Annotated in this window: 14 protein-coding genes; 7 read left to right on the top strand and 7 right to left on the bottom strand. The window is 68.2% G+C overall.

Annotated elements, in window-relative coordinates:
* Positions 1 to 133: 133 nt before the first annotated feature.
* Both ABZX86_RS13845 and ABZX86_RS13850 read left to right on the top strand, forming a co-directional pair.
* Positions 134 to 2296: a pyruvate, phosphate dikinase gene (locus tag ABZX86_RS13845; RefSeq protein WP_355123353.1), complete on the top strand. Its 2163-nt coding sequence runs from the start codon at positions 134 to 136 to the stop codon at positions 2294 to 2296.
* Positions 2286 to 3086, top strand: a complete 801-nt coding sequence (locus tag ABZX86_RS13850; RefSeq protein WP_355123355.1) for a tyrosine-protein phosphatase — start codon at positions 2286 to 2288, stop codon at positions 3084 to 3086. Before ABZX86_RS13845 ends, ABZX86_RS13850 begins: the two co-directional genes overlap by 11 nt.
* A 62-nt stretch (positions 3087 to 3148) precedes the next feature.
* Here ABZX86_RS13850 and trpS read toward each other — a convergent pair whose 3' ends face one another.
* Together trpS and ABZX86_RS13860 are read right to left on the bottom strand one after the other, a co-directional pair.
* Positions 3149 to 4189 (bottom strand): tryptophan--tRNA ligase, encoded by a 1041-nt coding sequence (trpS, locus tag ABZX86_RS13855; RefSeq protein WP_355123357.1) that lies wholly within the window; start codon positions 4187 to 4189, stop codon positions 3149 to 3151.
* Positions 4190 to 4433: 244 nt separating this feature from the next.
* A complete protein-coding gene (locus ABZX86_RS13860) occupies positions 4434 to 5525 on the bottom strand; it encodes a winged helix DNA-binding domain-containing protein (RefSeq protein WP_355123359.1) in 1092 nt (363 codons plus the stop codon).
* Between the two features lie 119 nt (positions 5526 to 5644).
* Here ABZX86_RS13860 and ABZX86_RS13865 point away from each other — a divergent pair, with 119 nt between their 5' ends.
* The 4 genes from ABZX86_RS13865 to ABZX86_RS13880 all read left to right on the top strand — a co-directional run bounded on the left by ABZX86_RS13865 (position 5645) and on the right by ABZX86_RS13880 (position 9860).
* The gene (locus tag ABZX86_RS13865) at positions 5645 to 6487 is read left to right on the top strand and encodes a glycosyl hydrolase family 32 (RefSeq protein ID WP_355123361.1); all 843 of its coding nucleotides are present in this window, start codon (positions 5645 to 5647) and stop codon (positions 6485 to 6487) included.
* A 92-nt stretch (positions 6488 to 6579) separates the two neighbouring features.
* Positions 6580 to 7998: an L-fucose/L-arabinose isomerase family protein gene (locus ABZX86_RS13870; protein ID WP_355123363.1), complete on the top strand. Its 1419-nt coding sequence runs from the start codon at positions 6580 to 6582 to the stop codon at positions 7996 to 7998.
* A gap of 1 nt (position 7999) precedes the next feature.
* Positions 8000 to 9481 (top strand): FGGY-family carbohydrate kinase, encoded by a 1482-nt coding sequence (locus ABZX86_RS13875; RefSeq protein ID WP_355123365.1) that lies wholly within the window; start codon positions 8000 to 8002, stop codon positions 9479 to 9481.
* Positions 9482 to 9689: 208 nt separating this feature from the next.
* A complete protein-coding gene (locus ABZX86_RS13880) occupies positions 9690 to 9860 on the top strand; it encodes a hypothetical protein (RefSeq protein ID WP_327144512.1) in 171 nt (56 codons plus the stop codon).
* On the opposite strand, the gene xylB is transcribed toward ABZX86_RS13880, so the two are convergent.
* The 5 genes from xylB to ABZX86_RS13905 form a co-directional block, all read right to left on the bottom strand.
* Positions 9851 to 11239 (bottom strand): xylulokinase, encoded by a 1389-nt coding sequence (xylB, locus tag ABZX86_RS13885; RefSeq protein ID WP_355123367.1) that lies wholly within the window; start codon positions 11237 to 11239, stop codon positions 9851 to 9853. The genes ABZX86_RS13880 and xylB overlap by 10 nt on opposite strands.
* A 14-nt stretch (positions 11240 to 11253) precedes the next feature.
* Positions 11254 to 12264, bottom strand: a complete 1011-nt coding sequence (locus ABZX86_RS13890) for a zinc-dependent alcohol dehydrogenase family protein (RefSeq protein ID WP_355123369.1) — start codon at positions 12262 to 12264, stop codon at positions 11254 to 11256.
* Positions 12265 to 12358: 94 nt separating this feature from the next.
* The gene (locus ABZX86_RS13895; RefSeq protein WP_355123371.1) at positions 12359 to 13384 is read right to left on the bottom strand and encodes a glycoside hydrolase family 172 protein; all 1026 of its coding nucleotides are present in this window, start codon (positions 13382 to 13384) and stop codon (positions 12359 to 12361) included.
* Between the two features lie 156 nt (positions 13385 to 13540).
* Positions 13541 to 14491, bottom strand: coding sequence for a tyrosine-protein phosphatase (locus ABZX86_RS13900; protein ID WP_355123373.1), 951 nt, complete (start codon positions 14489 to 14491; stop codon positions 13541 to 13543).
* Positions 14492 to 14681: 190 nt separating this feature from the next.
* Positions 14682 to 17075 (bottom strand): PEP-utilizing enzyme, encoded by a 2394-nt coding sequence (locus ABZX86_RS13905; protein WP_355123375.1) that lies wholly within the window; start codon positions 17073 to 17075, stop codon positions 14682 to 14684.
* A gap of 165 nt (positions 17076 to 17240) precedes the next feature.
* Here ABZX86_RS13905 and ABZX86_RS13910 point away from each other — a divergent pair, with 165 nt between their 5' ends.
* Positions 17241 to 18749 (top strand): FAD-dependent oxidoreductase, encoded by a 1509-nt coding sequence (locus ABZX86_RS13910; protein ID WP_355123377.1) that lies wholly within the window; start codon positions 17241 to 17243, stop codon positions 18747 to 18749.
* The last annotated feature ends 8 nt before the right edge of the window (positions 18750 to 18757 follow it).

Raw genomic sequence — 18757 nt, forward strand, 5'->3', positions numbered from 1 at the left:
ATGTGTTGTCAGGTTCCGCTGATCGGGATCTGTGTTGGGGGTGAGGGCCGTCACGCGGCACGCTCGATAGCAGGTTCCCAGAGGGTGCGGGACGAGGCGGGGGCGGATGAATTCAGAACTTCGAAGGAGTGACATGACCGCCGGAGCGGAGCTTGCGCAGCGACCCGATGTGGCGGCCGACGCCGTGACCGTCGTCGAACTCGACGGCGCTTGCGGGCTGTCGCGGCAGCAGATCGGCGGCAAGGCGTGGAGTATCGATCACATGCGGGCCCTCGGGCTGCCGGTGCCGCCCGCGTTTGTCATCACCACCGAAGGCTGGGCCGATTACACCCGGCGCGGCGCGATCGCCCCGGGGATCTGGGAGCAGGTGCGCGCCGGGATCGCCTCCATCGAGCGCGGTACCGGGCGCACGTTCGGATCGCCGGATCGGCCGCTGCTGGTCTCGGTGCGCTCGGGTGCGGCCATCTCCATGCCTGGCATGATGGACACCGTCCTGAACCTCGGCATGACCGATGCGGTGCAGCAGGCGCTGGCCGAGCAGACGCAGAATCCCCGCTACGCCGGCGACACTCGGCAGCGCTTCGTGCACCAGTACCGCGAGACCGTGCTCGGTGATCCGAACGGTGCGGTGCCGCTGGACCCGTGGGATCAGCTGCGCGGCGCCATCGAAGCGGTGTTCCGTTCGTGGGATTCCGCCCGCGCCAAGACCTATCGCCGTAATCGCGGTGTGCCGGACACGCTCGGCACCGCGGTCACCGTGCAGGCCATGGTGTTCGGCAATCTCGATGAGCACTCCGGCACCGGCGTGCTGTTCAGCCGCAATCCCAATACCGGCGACGGCCCCGTGTACGGCGAATGGCTGGTCGGCGGGCAGGGCGAGGATGTGGTCTCCGGCCGCCTCACCCCGCGACCGCTCGACGAGCTGGCCACGACCCAGCCGCAGGTGCACGCCCGGCTGATCGCCGCCACCGAACTGCTCGAACGGGACGGCCGTGACCTGCAGGACATCGAGTTCACCGTCGAGTCCGGCACGCTGTGGATGCTGCAGTCGCGCTCGGCCAAGCGGTCCGCGCGGGCCGCGGTGCGCACCGCCGTCGCCATGGTGGCGGAGGGTTTGATCAGCGCCGATGAGGCCCTCGATCGCATCACACCCGATCAGGTGCGCGAGGTGCTGCGCCCGGCGTCCGGTGTCACCACCGGGCAGGAACCGCTCGCCCGTGGCGAATCCGCCTGTCCCGGACTGGCTTCCGGTGTGGTCGTCACCGATCCGGATGAGGCCGAAAGGCGTGCGGAAGCCGGTGAGGACGTCATTCTGGTGCGCCCCACCACCAGTCCCGACGATCTGCACGGCATGATCGCCGCTCGCGCCATTGTCACCGAATTGGGCGGCACCACTTCGCATGCCGCGCTGGTGAGTCGTGAACTCGGCCGCCCCTGCGTGGTCGGCTGCGGACCCGGTGTGGTCGCGGCGCTGGTCGGCCGGACCGTCACCATCGACGGCGGGGCCGGGCTGGTGCTGGCGGGCGAGATCGTCGCCAAGCCGGTCGAGCAGATCATTCTCGACGATGTGGCGCAGCTGGCCCAGTGGGCGGGCGCGGACGCCGCGCAGCTGGTGCAGCGGCTGGAAGAACGCGCCGCCGCTCCGGAAAGCACCGAGCAGGAGGAGGTTTCAGTGGACAGTCCCATCACCGAACTGGCACTGCTGCGGCTGGTCGGCATCAAAGGCCGGGTGAACGCCGACAATCTGGCACTGAGTCTCGGCGCGGACGCGGGCGAAATCGCCACTCACTGTGAGGGTTTGGTGACCACAGGGGTGTGCGCCACCACCCCGGCCGGTTTCCGGCTCACCCCCGAGGGTCGTGCTCGCCTCGAGCAGCTGCTCACCGAGGAGCGGGCCACCGTGGACGCCGCCGCGCTGACGGCCGCCTACGACGAATTCTGTGTCTACAACGCCGATCTCAAGGTCATCATCACCGACTGGCAGATGAAGGACCCGGCCACCGTCAACGACCATGCCGACGCCGATTACGACGGTGCGGTCCTGGGCCGTCTCACCGGCACACACCAGCGCCTGCGCCCCCTGGTGCAGCGCCTGGGCGCCCTGGCTCCGCGCCTGGTCCGCTACACCGACCGCCTCGACCGCGCCGTCGAGCGCATCGCCGAGGGCGACCACACCTATGTGGCCCGCCCCATCATGGACAGCTATCACACCGTCTGGTTCGAACTCCACGAGGATTTGATCGGACTGTGCGGCCTCACCCGCGCCGAAGAGGCAGCAGCCGGCCGTGCCCACTGACCCGGCGGTGTCCCGCAGTCATTCACTTGCCGCGCAGCGCTGGATCGACTTCGCCGAGATCGACAATGTTCGTGATCTCGGCGGACTGCCCGTAACAGGTGGTGGCACAACCCGTTTCGGCATGGTGTTTCGCTCCAGCACATTGCAGCAGGCCACCTGCGAGGATCTGACGCAGCTGCTGGAACCGCTCGGCCTGCGCACGGTCATCGATCTGCGCCTGCCGGACGAGGTGGAACGGGAGGGCTACGGACTGTTCGCCGATGCGGCCGTCCACATCGCCAACCTGCCGATTCGCAAGTCGGCGCAGTCTTCGCTGGCGGCAAGGGATCTGGTGCCCGATAAGACCCGGGTGGATCTGACCGACCTCTACGGACAGCTGCTGGCCGGCAGCGGTGACCACATTGTGGCAGCGGTCCGGCTGATCATCGATCCGGCGCGCCGTTCGGTCCTGTTCCACTGTGCCGCAGGCAAAGACCGCACCGGCGTGCTCGCCGCGGTCCTGCTGGACGCGGTCGGAGTCACGGCCGCGGCCATTGCCGACGACTACGAGATCACCAACCAGCGTATGCAGCGAGTTCGCGACCGCTTGGACGCGCTGCCCTCGTATACCGGTCTGCCGCAGGCGAATACCGGCATTCTCGCCATCAGCGCCGACGTCATGCTCCGATTCCTGGAGAACCTGCACGCCGAACATGGTGGCGCGGGCACCTGGCTGGTCTCCCAGGGCCTCACCGAGGCGGAATTGCACCAACTCCGTCAGACCCTGGTAGAACTCCCCGCGAGTAACTGACGCGCGCACATGACGTCCCGTCATCCCGGCGTGCTTTCGGCCGGGATCCACACGCGCAGAGATCAATACACCGTCCCCATCGCGGACCGCACCTCGTCGAGGGTGCGGTCCGCGATCTCGTTCGCCCGCCGATTTCCCTCGCGCAGCACCGTGTGCGCGAAATCCGGATCCCGTGCCAGTTCGGCGCGGCGGCGGCGATGGTCGGCGAAAAAGTCGTTCACCGCATCGGTGGCGAGCTTTTTGAGCGCGCCCGCACCGCTGTCGCCGATTCGATCCGCCAGCACCTTCTCATCGACGCCGGTGCACAGGGCGGCGGTGGTCAACAGGGCGGAGACGCCCGGCCGGAGTTCCGGATCGAAGCTGATCCGCCGCTCCGAATCCGTTGGCGCACGCCGGATCAGCGCCGCCGTCTCCTCCGCGGTCATGGCCAGTGTGATGGCATTCCCGTAGCTTTTGGACATCTTCCGGCCGTCCAGACCCGGCACCTCCGGGGCTGGTGTCAGCAACGCCTCCGGTTCCGGAAAGACCTGCCCGTAGCGCTCATTGAACCGCCGCGCGATCACCCTGGTCAGCTCGACATGGGGGAGATTGTCCTTGCCCACCGGCACCAGATTGCCCTTGCAGAACAGAATATCGGCGGCCTGATGCACCGGATAGGTCAGCAGCAGCCCGCTCAAAGCCCTACCGGCAGCGGCGTGTTCGGCCTTGACCGTCGGATTGCGATGCAGCTCGGCCTCGGTCACCAGACTGAGGAACGGCAGCATGAGCTGATTGAGCGCCGGCACCGCCGAATGCGTGAAGATCGTCGCCCGGCTCGGGTCGATGCCCGCCGCCACATAATCCAGCACAGCGTGAAAGACGTTGTCCCGCACCGGCCCCAGGCCGTCCCGATCGGTGATTACCTGGTAATCAGCGAGAATGACAAAGGTCTCCACGCCGAGATCGTGCAGTCGCACCCGCTCCGAAATCGTCCCGAAGTAATGCCCCAGATGAAGCTGACCCGTAGGCCGCTCCCCGGTGAGAACACGGTACCGCCCGGGGTTTTCCGCAATATCGGCGCCGAGCCGATCACTGCGCTCGCGCGTAGCCGAAAAAGAATCCATCGCACAGTTCCTATCTCTGAGGGACTGCACGAACCTCGCTCCGCACCACGGAACCCACAGGCTGCGTACAGCCCATGAACATGATCAATCGGGCTGCGGGCGCAGCCACCACCATGCCTGTCGGAGGTTCATCACCCCGCCACAATATCAACCCGCCCACCTGCGGGCGAAAGGAATTCCGCCACAGCGCCACCCGTGCGCCCCGGCGCGGCCATGACCGGTTCAGTCTCGGGCACATGCTGGGTCAGGGGCGGTTGATGAGGATTTTGATGTCCTGGCCAGGGGCCATGAGGGAGAGCAGGCGTTCTGCTTCGGTGTGGACGGCGGCCTCATCAGCCGCGGAGAGGGGGTGCCACGGGGTGATGTGGAGGGCGGTGTCGGTGCGGGACCACTGCCCGTGGACGAACCCGTCGACCAGGTACATCGGGACGCCGCCGGAGGCGACCTTGGCAATGCGGGCCCGGTCTGCGTCGCTGATCACGCGGGTGCGGTCGTGATGGCCCAGCAGGGCATTGTCGAAGGCGGGCAGTAGGCGGACCGGGGCGGGCAGATCCGGATCGGCCAGGGTCGCGTCGGGGAGGTCGAAGAGTTCTCGGCCGGATTCGTCGCGGTAGACCCGCAGTTGGGGACGCAGGCGTGCGACGACTTCGGCGAGGCGGGTGGTTCCGGCCCATGCCTGGATGTCCGCGACGGTGGCCGGGCCGAATGCTCCCAGGTAGCGAAGGACCATGGTCTCCGGCTGCGGCGACTCCGCGAGGGGTGCGCCCAGCCATTCGTCCGCGAGGGTGACCGAGACGCGGCGATTGCGCCAGCCGCCCCACACCCCCGCCTCGGGATTGTGCACCACCGGCAGCATGACGCCGAGCGCCTGGGCGAGCCTGCCGGGATACGGGCTCGGGAAGCGGTCCGCGAGCATTCGCCCGAGCTCGATGCGGGACAGCGTCCGGCCGGTGAGCAGTTCCTTTCCGGCAGTAGCGAATTCGACCGGATCAACTCCGTCGATCGCCTCCCGGAAGTAGGCCGCCTGCAGTGCTGCCTCGATCACCGGCCGCACCGTCGGATACAACCAGCGATAGTCGGCGGCATCGGCCAGATGTACGGTCCGGCGAATCATGGTGGACCGCACCACACTTCGATCGTGCAGCAGCGCGGCGAGCTCTTCGTGCCGGAAATCGGCCAGCCGGGTCCACAACCCGACGTACGGCCAATTCGCCTCCTGCCCCTGCACCGCGATCAGATGGCGGATGAGATCGCCCGCGGGCATGGAAACCCGTTCGGCCAGCATCTGGCGCACGAGCAGGGTCCGATTCAGCCGGCGCAGCGATATTTCCGTCATAACCCCATTGTCGAGTAGAACTAGGACAGATTCTGTCCTATCTTGCACCGCATCTCCGGTCCGCTCTGTATGCGGCTCGAATCGCTGTCCGCACGGCGCTGACCGCGCACACTCGGGGGATGAGCGGGTTGGTGCGGGCGGGGGCGTTCCGTCGGGTGTTCGAGCCTCAGGGGGAGGGTGGGCGGTGGTATGTCAACGACCACACGGTGATTCGGGCGGGGGATGGGCGGTGGCATTTGTTCGGGATCACGCATCGGGAGCCGGCGGATCCGTTCGATGAGACGGTGTTCGGGCACGCCACCGCAGCGGAATTGGCTGGGCCCTGGGTGCAGGAGTCGCCGGCGTTGACGGTGGACCGGGAGTATGGGGAGACGCATCTGTGGGCGCCGTTCGTGGTGCGGCATGGGACGCGGTACTTCATGTTCTATGACGGTGGCGGGGCGGATCGGACGGCCACCGGGATGAATCTGGCCACCTCCACCGATCTGTTCGAGTGGACCCGGCATCCCGGCGGCCCCTTGTTCCGGGACGGGTACGACGCCCGCGATCCCATGGTGCTGCGCATCGGCGAGTGGTGGGTGATGTACTACTGCGCCACCGGTACCCGTACAGGCGGCAATCACGTGGTCGCCTACCGGACGAGTACCGATCTGGTGCGGTGGGGCCCGCGCCGCATCGCCTATACCGATCCGACCGCCGGAACCGAGGCGGGCAATACCGAATCGCCGTTCGTGGTGCCGTACGGCGGTTACTGGTACCTGTTCATCGGCCCGCGCCCGGAGTACGTCGGCACCGAGATCTTTCGCAGTACGGACCCGTTTCACTTCCAGCCGCAGGACCGTGTGGGCCATATCGCCGCACACGCCGCGGAGGTGGTGGCGGACGGCGATTCGTTCTGGATCACCGCCGCCGGCTGGGGGCAGGGCGGAGTCCGGCTGGCTCCCTTGCACTTCCCGGGCTGAGCCGATCTTCCTCATTCGGGCGTGCCCGGCGCGGCGAACTGGGATTCTGGAGTGCGAGTCGAGAGTCCACCCACGGTCGGGAGGCAAGGCAAATGGCCCGGATCGGCGTTATCAGTATTTCCGATGGCCGTGACTACGTGCACGGGGGAATTGTCGGATTCATTCGTACAGTGGAAGATCGGCTCGTCGCCGAATTGACCGCGGCCGGTCACACCGTGGTGCGCGGGCGCGAACCGGTGGCGAGCAATCAGCAGGCCGTCGCGGTGGCGCGGCGGGTGCAGGCCGCCGGGGTCGATCTCACCGTGCTGCACTATGCGGTGTGGGCCTTCCCGCACTTCACCATGCTGGCGGCGGGACAGCTGACGAGTCCGCTACTGCTGCTGTCGAATATCGATCCGGTGCAGCCCGGAATGGTGGGCATGCTGGCGGCGGGCGGTGCGCTGGATCAGATCGGGCGCGCGCACACCCGGCTCTGGGGTGATCCCGCGGACCGCGAGTTGATCGCGGCCATCGGGGTGCGGGCACGCGCCGCCGCCGCGGTGGCGAGTCTGCGCGGCAGCACCTTCGGGCGGATCGGCGGGCGGCCGATGGGCATGAATACGGCGGTGGCCAATACCGACCAGTGGCAGCACACCTTCGGGATCGATGTGGAGGAGATCGATCAGTGGGAGATCGTGCGGCGCGCCGAGCTGGCCGATGCGGGGGAGGCCAAGGGCGCCCGAGAGTGGTTGGAACGCAATACCGCCGGGGTGCACTACGACGGCAGCAAACTCACCCCGGAACTGCTGGAGCGGCAGATCTGCTCGTATCTGGCCATGCGGGATCTGATCGCGGAATGGCATCTGGACTTCTCCGGCATCAAGGGCCAGCCGGAACTGACCCAGTACTTCGCGACCATGGATATCACCGAGGCCTTTCTCAACGACCCGTACGACTGGAACGGGCCGAAACAGCCGCACGTCTGCGCCACCGAGGCGGATATGGACGGTGCGCTCACCATGCAGCTGCTCAAGCAGATCTCCGGCACCCCGGTGCTTTTCGCCGATGTCCGGCACTATCACGCCGACCGCGATATCTGGGATCTGTGCAATTCCGGGCAGCACGCCACCTGGTTCGCGGCCCGCAGCGACGATCCCGCCGAGAACCTCGCCCGTGTTCACCTCTATCCGGAGGTGTTCTTCTTCCCCGCCGGTGGTGCGTCGGTGCATCATCTGGCCGCGCCCGGGCAGATGACCTTCGCCCGGCTCACCCGTAAGAACGGTGCGTACCGAATGCAGTTGATGCTCGGGGATTTCGAGACCTACGACGAGGCCACCAATGAGGCGCTGATGAATCAGTCCACCAGGGAATGGCCGCACGCCTTCGCCCGCCTGGACGCCGAGGCCCCGGATTTCCTGTCCCGCTTCGGCGCCAACCACATTCACGCCGTCCCCGGTGACCGCAGACCCGAGGTGCGGGCCGCCTGCGAGCTACTCGACGTCACCCTCGACGAATTCAGCAGGGCGAGCTGACATGCTGCTCGGCATCGATATCGGAACCTCCGGATCCAAGGGTGTGCTCGTCGATCACCACGGCATGGTGGATATGAGAGCCGAACGGCCGCACCGGGTCTCGACTCCACGCCCCGGCTGGGTGGAGCACGATGCGGAGACGGTGTGGTGGTCGGATTTTGTCGGCATCGCCCGGGAGCTGGTGGCGGCCGCGGACGGCGCGCCCCTCGAGGCGCTCGCGGTGAGCGGGATCGGGCCGTGCCTGCTGCCCGCCGATGCTGACGGGCGGCCGCTGCGGCCCGCGATTCTGTACGGCGTCGATACCCGCGCCGGGATCGAAATCGAGGAACTGACCGCCGAATTGGGCGCGGACACCGTGCTGGAGCGGTCGGGTTCCCCGCTCACCAGTCAGGCGGTCGGCCCGAAACTACGCTGGCTGGCCCGGCACGAGCCGCAGGTCTGGAAAGAGACCCGAATGCTGTTGATGGCCAGCTCCTTTCTGGTCCATCGCCTCACCGGCCGCTATGTGCTCGATCATCAGTCCGCCAGTCAGTGCGTGCCCATGTACGACCTCATGGCCCAGACCTGGGCCACCGATTGGGCCGGTTCGGTCGCGCCCGGGCTGCCGCTGCCCGAATTGGCCTGGCCCACAGAAATAGTCGGGCGAGTGACGGCCGAAGCCGCTGCGGCGACCGGACTTCCGGTGGGACTGCCCGTCACCACCGGCACCATCGACGCCTGGGCCGAGGCCGCCGGTGTCGGCGTCCGGGAACCGGGCGATGTCATGATCATGTACGGCACCACCCTGTTCCTCACCCAGGTGCTCACGCATCCGCATCCGCACCCCGGTCTCTGGACCACCTGCGGAACCTGGCCCGGCACATACACATCCGCCGCCGGCATGGCGACCTCGGGCGCGATCACCGACTGGTTGCGCGCCCTCACCGGCAGCGATTTCGGCGATCTGCTCGACGAGGCCGCAGACGTTCCGCCCGGCAGCCGCGGCCTGCTGGTGCTGCCCTACTTCGCCGGGGAGCGCACGCCGCTCTTCGACGCCGACGCCCGCGGCATGATCGCCGGACTGACCCTCACCCACCAGCGCGCCGATATCTACCGCGCGGTCCTGGAGGGCATCGGCTACGGCGTCCGCCACAATCTCGAAGTCATGGCCGCCGCGGGCGGCGAGGCCCGCCGCCTCATCGCGGTCGGCGGCGGCACCAAGGGCGGCCTCTGGACCCAGATCGTCTCCGATATCACCGGCCTCCCACAGCAACTGCCCGCCGACACCATCGGCGCGGCTCTCGGCGACGCCCTTCTCGCCGCCGAAGCCATCGGCCTGGACACTTCCACCTGGAACCCGCTCACCACCACCATCGACCCCAACCCGTCCCGCACCGTCCACTACACCCCCTACTACCGCCACTACCGCTCCCTCTACGAATCCACCCGCACCACAGCCCACTTCCTGGCAGCAGAACAACACCGCGCCGCCGTGCGTCACTGACTGCCCGTCATCCCGGCATGTTCTTGGCCGGGATCCACACCGGCAGCGCCGCAATGGGTTCAGTGGATTCCGGCCAAGAGCGCGCCGGAATGACGGGGGAATGGCCAGGGGGAGGAGAGGGTCGCCAGCCCTACCGGCGGGTATGTGACGGTTGCCCGGCGATCGCGGAACCCAGGACAATCCGGACTTCAGGTGGTATTACTTTCGCGTGGCATGGACGTTGCGGCTCAGCGAGCACGAAGAGGCTGCGCTGTGCGCGCAGGCGGTACTGGAGGGGCGGTCGAAGCAGGAGATCACCCGGGATGCGCTGCGCACCTATCTGGAGCGTCATCGTGCCTGGGAGGGCTTCCTGTCCGACGATACGGTCGTCTACGGGTAGTAGGTGTCCCGAATGCGGGCGTAGCGCTCGCGTATCGCCACGCCGACTCCGGGCGCGATCGGGTGGAATTCCGTCGGCGCCAGGGTCGGCCAGCGCGGCGGCCGCGCCCCGCCCCGCAGCGCCCACGCGGCCTGCCGGGCCGCCCCGAGCGCCACGTACTCACTCGGATTCGGCACCGAGACAGTCTGTCCGAAGATGGTCGCCGCCGCATGCGCGATGAGCCGTGACCGCGCCGCCCCGCCGATGAGCAGAATCCGCTTCGGCGTGGTCGGCAGGCGGTCGAACGCCTCGGCGATATTGCAGAGCATGCCCTCGATCGCCGCCCGCGCCAGATGATGCGGGCGCATGGTCTCCGGGCGCAGGCCGTGCAGACTTCCGGTGGCATGCGGCAGATTCGGCGTGCGCTCCCCGGTGAGGTAGGGCAGCAGCGTCAATCCGTCGGCGCCCGGCGGTGATTGCGCGGCCAGCACCTCCAGCCCGGACAGATCGGTGCCGAGCAGGGTCGCGGTGGCGTCCAGGACGCGTGAGGCGTTCAGCGTGCACACCAGGGGCAGGAACGCCCCCGTCGCATCGGCGAAACCATTGACCGCCCCGGAGGCATCGGCACTGGGCTGCCCGGAGCGGGTGAAGACCGTCCCGCTGGTGCCCAGCGACACCACCACATCACCGTCCCCGATCCCCAAACCGAGTGCGGCCGCGGCATTGTCACCGGTTCCGGCCGCCACCAGCCGCCCGCCCGGCGTGCGCCCCGCCACCTCCGCCGGGTTCAGCACCCGCGGCAGCGCCGGGGTGCGGCCGCGGAAGGCCATCGACAGCAGATCGGTGCGATAGCGCCCCGAGGTGGGCGACCAGTATCCGGTGCCCGAGGCGTCACCGCGGTCGGTGGTGGTCTCGTCGTGCGGATCACCACCGCGCAGCTGCCAGGTGAGGTAGTCGTGCGGCAGCAGCACCCGCACGGTGCGGTCGGCGAGCTGCGGTTCGTGATCGGCGAACCAGCGCAGTTTGGCGACGGTATGCGCCGCGAGCGGCACACTGCCGACCGCATCGGCCCACGCCTGCGGGCCGCCGAGCTCGGCGACCAACTGGGTCGCCGCCTCCGCCGAGCGAGTGTCGTTCCACATCAGCGCGTCTCGCACCGGGTGACCGGCGGCGTCGAGCGCCACCAGCCCGTGCTGCTGACCCGCGACGGCAATGGCCTCGACATCGCGCATCATCCGATCGCAGGCCTGTCTCAGCGCGTCCCACCAGATCGACGGCGCGATCTCCGTGCCGTCCGGATGCGGTATCTGGCGCTGCCGCAATACCGTTCCGGTATCGGCGTCGCACACCACCAGCTTGCAGGATTGAGTCGAAGAATCCACTCCGGCAACGACCGTCATTGGCCTGCCCGTCTCTAGCGTGCCGTGACCCGTCCGGGCCGCAGCTGGATTTTGCGGCCGGTGCCCGCGCGGAAAGTCCGCAGGGCATCACCGAATTCACCGAGCGCGAAATCGTGGGTGATCATGGTGTCGGCATCGATGACGCCTTCGCCCATCAGATCCACGGCTCGCCCGAAACTGTGCAGGACCGCCATCGAACCGACAATGGTGATCTCGTCGTTGTAGATGCGGAACGGTGAGATGGCCGCGCGCGCCTCCGCCGGCGCGACCCCGAATTGCTGATAGGTGCCGCCGCGCCGAACCCGCGACAGCCCGTCCTCGATGGCGGGAATCGTTCCGCTGCAATCGATGACGATCTCCCAGCCCTCCGGCCGATCCATATCGTCGGCGGCGATGGTGGCCGCGTCCGCGCCGAGCATGCGCGCGACCGCCAGTCGATCGGGATTGGTGTCCACCACCGATACCGAGGCCGCGCCCGCCGCACTGGCCAATTGCAGCATGAGCAGCCCCATGGTGCCCGCACCGTAGATCAGATAGTGCGCCCCGAGTTGCCGTGGCAGCACATCGAATCCGTGGACGGCGCACGAGAGCGGTTCCACCAGTGCACCGTGCACGGCCGAGAGATGCCCGGGTAGCCGATAACAGTTGGCAGCCGGGACTTTCACGAACTCGGCCATCGCCCCGTCGACCGTATCGCCGATGGCGCCCCAGTTCTCGCAGAGATTTCCGCGCCCGATCGCGCAGTAATGACAGCGGCCGCAGAACAGCGAGGGATCGACCGCGACCCGATCGCCCACCCGCACCCCGGCGGTATCGGCGCCGAGAGCCACGATCTCCCCGGCGAATTCGTGCCCCGGGATGATCGGATAGGGCGTGGGCGGGAATTCACCCTCGACAATATGTATATCCGTGCCACAAATTCCGACCGCGTCGACCCGCACCACCGCTTCCCCCGCCCCCGGCGTGGGATCGGGCACCGTATCGACCGAGAACTGTCCAGGCTTCTCGACAACCAGCGCGCGCATACAAATACCATGCACCCGAACGCGGTTCACCAAGTGCGTTTTACCCAATAGAAATCACAACGGTGATGTTCCCCGGCCCTGTTCGCGGGCGGCATTAGGGGAGCGGGGCGCTCGGCGGGTGTGATTGATACCAAAACGCGGTAGTCGCGACATGCGCGTGTTCCAGCGGAAGATAGTGCCCGTCCTCGCGCCAGCCGAGCGCCTGGATGGTGGCGCTCAGACTGTGCTCGAAACAGATCGGATCCGGAATGTGCCAGCGGTACATGCCGAATCGCTGCTGCGGTTCGTAGATGCGCTCGCGCGGTTCCACCTGCACCAGCCCCAGATAAGGCGTCGAGTAGGGCACTTGCATACCGCCCAGATCGAAATTCCAGGCCCCGCCGAAATAGTCCTCGGTCCCGGTGCCGCAGATGGTCGGGAATTCGGTGTCATCGTCCAGATAGAACTTGAGCTCGCCCTCGCCCCACCAGCCGGGCGCGCGCGGTTCGATCGCCAAATAGGTGCCCACATAGCGGCCCGGCCCGCCGGTGACTTCGACGAGTGGATGGACGGCGGGGGAGCCGAGTGGATCACTGCAGCGCCAGCAGGCATGCAGAAGTCCGGATGATTCCGGCACATCCTCTTCCGTATAGGTGATCTGGTAGTAGACAGGTGCGGCGCGCTCGGCGCCATTGTGCAGGGTGATGAGCGCATGCGTACCGAACGGCATGGGCCAGTAGCTGTTCAGGCCGCCCGCCGGCGCGACCACCACCATCTGTGAATTGACCAGCGCCAGTTGGTCCCAGCCATTGCAGAAGAAGTCGCCCAGCGGCACCGCGACGGCGGGTTCGGGTGCTCCGTCCCAGTACATCTGCAGGGTGAAGTGCTGCAGCAGACTGCGATCGGTGGTGAGCCAGAAGTGCCGGATCACCCCGGGTCCGGCGATATCGGCGAGGGTGATCGTCTGTCCGGGTTCCAGATCGATCGACGGCGACACCTTCCAGCCGCGGCCGAGGCCCGCGGCCGCGAACGCCCCGGTCCCGGCGATGGCCCGCCCGCCCGCGCCGGGCTCGCCGGTGGGGTTCTCCGGACTGATCGAGCGGGTGCGCCGCCCGTCGAGATGCCAGATCTCCTGCACCATGCGAATTTTCGCACGGTGCCGCCCGGCGTGTCCCCGACATGCTGCAACGGGGTGCTCCCGGAATGCAAACTGGTCGGCTTGCAAAACGCGACATGCCGGCGTCCTCCCACACGGGGCGCCGGCATGTCGAGAGCGAGTTATGTCAAGCGGTCGGTACTAGCTGCCGAACGATCCGGTGGAGATGCCACCGGTCTTGATCAGCTTGTCCTGCAGCGCCTTGTAGGTGCCGGCATCGATGCCCAGCTTCTGCGTGATGTAGTTCGACACCGAGCCGGAGGCCGCCGTGGCCGCGGCGAAGGCCGCGTCCAGGTAGTCCTGCTGCACACCCAGCACCGGACCGAACAGCGACGGATCGGTCACCAGGCCCCGGGCCACCAGCGCATCGAGGGTGGCCTTGTTGCTGGCCGCCAGGCGATCGTTGGACGCCAGGTAGTTCGCATTGATCTGGCTCTGCGGAGTGCCCAGGATGGTCATCAGGAACGCGGTCATCATGCCGGTGCGATCCTTGCCCGCGGTGCAGTGGTACAGCACCGCGCCGGAGGAGTTGGCGATCTCCTTCAGCGCCGCGCCGAACTGACCCTGCGAGGTCGGATCATTGACAACCCAGGAGTAGTAGTCGCGCATGTACTGCGCGCCCTTGCCGTCGCCCAGCGCCGCCTGCTGCGCGGCCGGGCCGCCCTGCACGAGCTTGCCGAAGAACACGTAGAAATCGTTGCTCGGATCGTAGATCGGCAGCTGCACGGTCTTGATCGAGGCAGGCACCTTGTCCGGGCTGGCGGCCCGCTCGGTGGGGCTGCGGAAATCGATGACCTCGGTGACGCCCGCGGCGGTCAGCGTCTGCTGATCGGCATCGGTCAGATTGTTGAGTGCGTCGGTGCGGTACACCAGACCGGACTTGATGGTCCCGTTCTGCGCCGTAACCCCGCCGATATCACGGGCATTCGGTGCACCTGCGAGCTTGAAGTCCGCGCCGATCGGAGCCTGGTGCAGGATCGAGATATTCGGGGCGGCGAGCGCGGGGGTGATCCCCGCCGCCGGGAGTACGGCGATGAGCGCGGCGGTTACACCGGTCAGTAGGGTGCCGCGTACTGCGCGCGAAATCGTCACTACAGGTATTCCTTTCAATCACGAGCCGAACAGTGGGTTCCCGGCCCGGGCTTCAGCAGCCGGGCGGCCGACGAGATGTCCTCGGCCGCACGACCTTCGGGACACGCCCCAGCGGTCGCCGGGTGCGTCCCGCACGATGACCCGCCGGGCTGCGGCGGGCATCTCGCGCGAAGTGCGTTGTGGTGCGGTGCTACTCGGCGTCCGACAGCAGCGTGATGGTGCCCGCCGCGCCGTCGACCCGGACCCGCTGTCCGTCGGCGAGGCCGGTGCTGGCGGTCTTGGTGTCCACCACGCAGGGGACGCCGAACTCGCGCGCCACAATGGCGGCATGGGAGGCGGCGCCGCCGATATCGGTGACCACCGCGCCCGCATAGCCGAACATGGCGGTGTGGCCGGTATCGGTGACCGCGGCGACCAGAATGTCGCCGGGCTCGATATCGTCGTCGATCGACAGCACCCGCTTGACGGTGCCCTCGACCACGCCGGGGCTGACGCCGAGACCGGTCAGGACGCCGCCGATCGGCAGCGCGCCGGAGATCTCCTCCGGCTCCCATTCGCCATTGATCACATCGGGCATGCGGACGCCCTGGTAGCGGGTGCGCTCGGCGCGGCGGCGGGCCACGCGCTCCTGCAGATCGGCGGGCGCCCAGAGGATTTCGTCGAGGGTCAGGAAGGCCGAATCCTCGATCTCGGTGAGCTTGCCGACCTTGACCAGGCGGGCCGCGCGCTCCTGGGTGGCCATGCGCAGGCCGTTGGTGACCCGCACGACGGCATCGCGGGCACGCTCGCGGTAGACGGTCGCGCCGACCGCCATCTTGGCGGTGCGGCTGGTCGGCTCGGCCACCGGTTCCCGGTGCGGGGCAGGCATTTCCGCGGCCCGGCCGGCGGCGGTCACCAGCAGCTCGGGGCGATCGCCGAAGGTGGCGTTGATGAGCTCGCACTCGCCGGGGCCACGGTGGCCGATCCGGTTCAGCTCCTCGGCCAGGGCCTTGGCGAACTCCGGCGACTTCTCCCGGGCGGCCGCCACATCACCGCTCTTGGCAATGGCCTGCAGCCCGGAATCCCTGCGGCACAGTGCCGCCAGTCGCTCGACGGCCAGCATGGTCTTGGCCGATTCCAGCCGCTCGAGGTTGATCTTCACCTCGCCGTTGTGCGCCGCGGTCGCCGCGCCGGTCATCATGACGCCGATGGAGGCGGCCTGCCACGCCTGGTTCAGGCGGTCGCGCCACAGCAGCGCACGGGCGTGCAGCTGCTCATCGGTGAGCTCGGAGATCTGTTCCCGGGTCAGGGCTTCCGCGTGCGAGGCGGCATTGATCAGCTCGGCGGTCTTGCGGTAGCTCAGGGCGGTGGCGCCTACGCGGCCAAGCGCCTTGAAGGTGCCCAGGCGGGCGGCGAACCCGGTCGACATGGACGGGCGGCCCTTCGGATGCAGCTCCACATCGCCGATCGCGCCGTAGACATCGCGGCGCACGCTCTCCTCGTCCCAGCCGGGCATGTTCTCCGCGGAGAACACGCCGATGGACGCATTGATGTACATGTGATGGCCCATGACGCCGGTGACGCGGGAGACCCAGTGCTCCAGCGCGATTCCCTCGATGGCGATCATATGACCCATGGCCTCGTTGCCGAGCCGGATCGCACCCGCCTGCAGATCGATGGTCAGCGGAGTGAGCGGGCCGGGCAGCGCCTCGGAGGTATTGGTCGCGGTGAACACCGGAATGCGATCGTCGAGCAGATCGTCGAACTCGCCCTGAAGTCCTTCGGGCGCAGACACTTTCAGTGTGTACCCGTCGGAGGTCGGCGCGTTCTGCGGCACCACGTGCGAGGGCAGTGGGATCGCGCCACCGCGAGTGCGCAGTCCGGAGCCGTCGGCTTTGCGGCCGTGCAGACCGCGCACCACATCGGCGACGGTTTCGCGGGCGGTCCAGCCGTAGCGGAAGCCCCACTCCTCGCGGGCGCCGGTGGTGTCGACCTGGGTGCCGCTCGGGGCCGAACGGTGCAGCCACGCAGCGTATTTGACGCCGGCGTCCTTGAGTGCGCGGCGCATGTCGTCGCCGGAGACCTCACCGGGAGCGGCCAGGCCCACGACGCCGCTGCGCTGCGAGAGCGCGGCCAGCACCAGGAAGCGCTCGAGGTCGTCGTAGTGCAGCACCTGCAGGGCGGTATTGCCGCGCGCGCCGGCCAGATTCTCCAGCGTGCGCCAGCTGCTGCTGTCGACGCGGCGGCCGGCGACCAGTGCGGTGCGCACGATGAGCGCATCGACGCCACTGCTCGCCACAATGCGTTCCGTCGTCGAATCCGTACCCGCCGCAACGGGAACCACCAGTCGCGCACCGGCTTCACGAGCCGCCGAGACGATTCCGGCGATCGCGCGCCCGGCCAGATGCACCACGACATCCACGCCCGCGACGGCCCGGGTGCAGAGCTGCGTATCGGCCGGATCGCCGACGGTGACCACGACGCGCGGGTCGACCAGACGATTGCGTTGCCGGTCCAGGCCGACGACCTCGTGCCCGGCCGCCAGCAGCATGCGCGCCACGGAACGTCCGCTGGGCTCGGTGACTCCGGTGACCAGAATCCGCATTGACTCTCCTCCTTGAAAGGCGACCCCAACCACAGTGACGCCGTTCACACACCATCCCCAGTGCACTGCCGGGGGACCGGTCACAGTCCCGGTCAACGGGATCGGAGAGTCGGTGAGCAAGATGGGGCGCTATGCCCCGCCGGTGCCAGCGGGCACCGTGCAGGCATGACAGCGCGGAATTCGGTGACGCCACGGGCGGCCGGCGAGGTGAACCACTACGACATCGACACCGATGTGGTGATCGTCGGTTACGGGGCGGCCGGGGCGGCGGCCGCCTTCGAGGCCGCGCACACCGGGGCCAAGGTGCTGGTGCTGGAGCGCTCCGGCGGCCCGGGCGGAGCCTCGGCCATGTCCGGCGGCGAGATCTACCTCGGCGGCGGCACCCCGGTGCAGGTGGCCTGCGGGTTCGAGGACACCCCCGAGGAGATGGCGGCCTTCCTGAAGGCGGCCATGGGCGCGGGCGCGGATGCGGCCAAGATCGAGGAGTACAGCGCGGGCAGCGTGGAGCACTTCCACTGGCTGGTGGACCGGGGCGTGCCGTTCAAGCCGACCATGTGGGACGCGCCGACCTGGGTGCCGCCGACCGACGACGGGCTGATGTGGCTGGGCGAGAACAGCTGGCCCTTCACCGAATTGGCCAAGCCCGCGCCGCGCGGGCACCGGCCGACCGCGAATGACTTCGGCGGCAAGCTGCTGATGGAATGTCTGTCCGGTGCGGCCGAATCCGCCGGTGCCACAGCGCTGTTCGATGTGTACGTCACCACGTTGATCGTCTCCGGCGACAATACGGTGGTGGGAGTTGTTGCGCGGCAATACGGTAAGGAGCTCACCATCCGGGCCCGCCGCGGCGTGGTGCTGACCACCGGCGGATTCGTCGACAATGACGCCATGCTCGCCGCGCACGCCCCCGAGTTACTCGGTCACACCAAGGTCAGTGCGGGCACCGATGACGGCAGTGGCATTCGCATGGCGCAGGCGCTCGGCGCCGGGGTCCGGCACATGTCCGCCGGTCAGGTGGGCATGTCGCTCATCCCCGGTCTGGCCGCGCGCGGCATGGTCGTCAATGCCCGTGGCCAGCGCTTCATGAACGAGGACACCTATCCCGGCCGCATCGGCCAGGCCGCGCTGTACCGCCAGAACATGGGCGGCAGCTGGGCGGGCAAGGACACCGCCATGTGGGTCATCGTCGACGAGGCGGGTTTCGAAGACGTCCCCGAGCCCCAGCGCTGGGGCGTCCAGCCCACCCATGTCGCCGAAACCGCCGCGGAGCTGGAACAACTCACCGGCCTGCCCACCGGCTCACTCGCCGACACCCTCCGCCGCTACAACGAATTCGCCACCGCCGGAGCCGATCTCGACCTCCACAAGTCTGCCCGCTGGCTCCGCCCCCTGACCTCCCCCCTGGCCGCCATCGACGTCAAAGCAGGCATCCGCCCACCCGCCGAAGCCGGCGACCGCCGCGGCACCGGCGCCTCCGTCTTCACCCTCGGCGGCCTGCACACCGACCTCGACGGCCACGTCCTGAACCTCGACAACACCCGCATCCCCGGCCTCTTCGCCGCCGGCCGCGCCACCAACGGCCTGCACGGCATCGGCTACATCTCCGGCACCTCCCTCGGCGACGGCACCTTCTTCGGCCGCCGAGCCGGAACCTCCGCCGCCCGAACCGAATAACCGGTCAC

Source organism: Nocardia sp. NPDC006630, from assembly GCF_040611495.1.
Taxonomy (GTDB): Bacteria; Actinomycetota; Actinomycetes; order Mycobacteriales; family Mycobacteriaceae; genus Nocardia.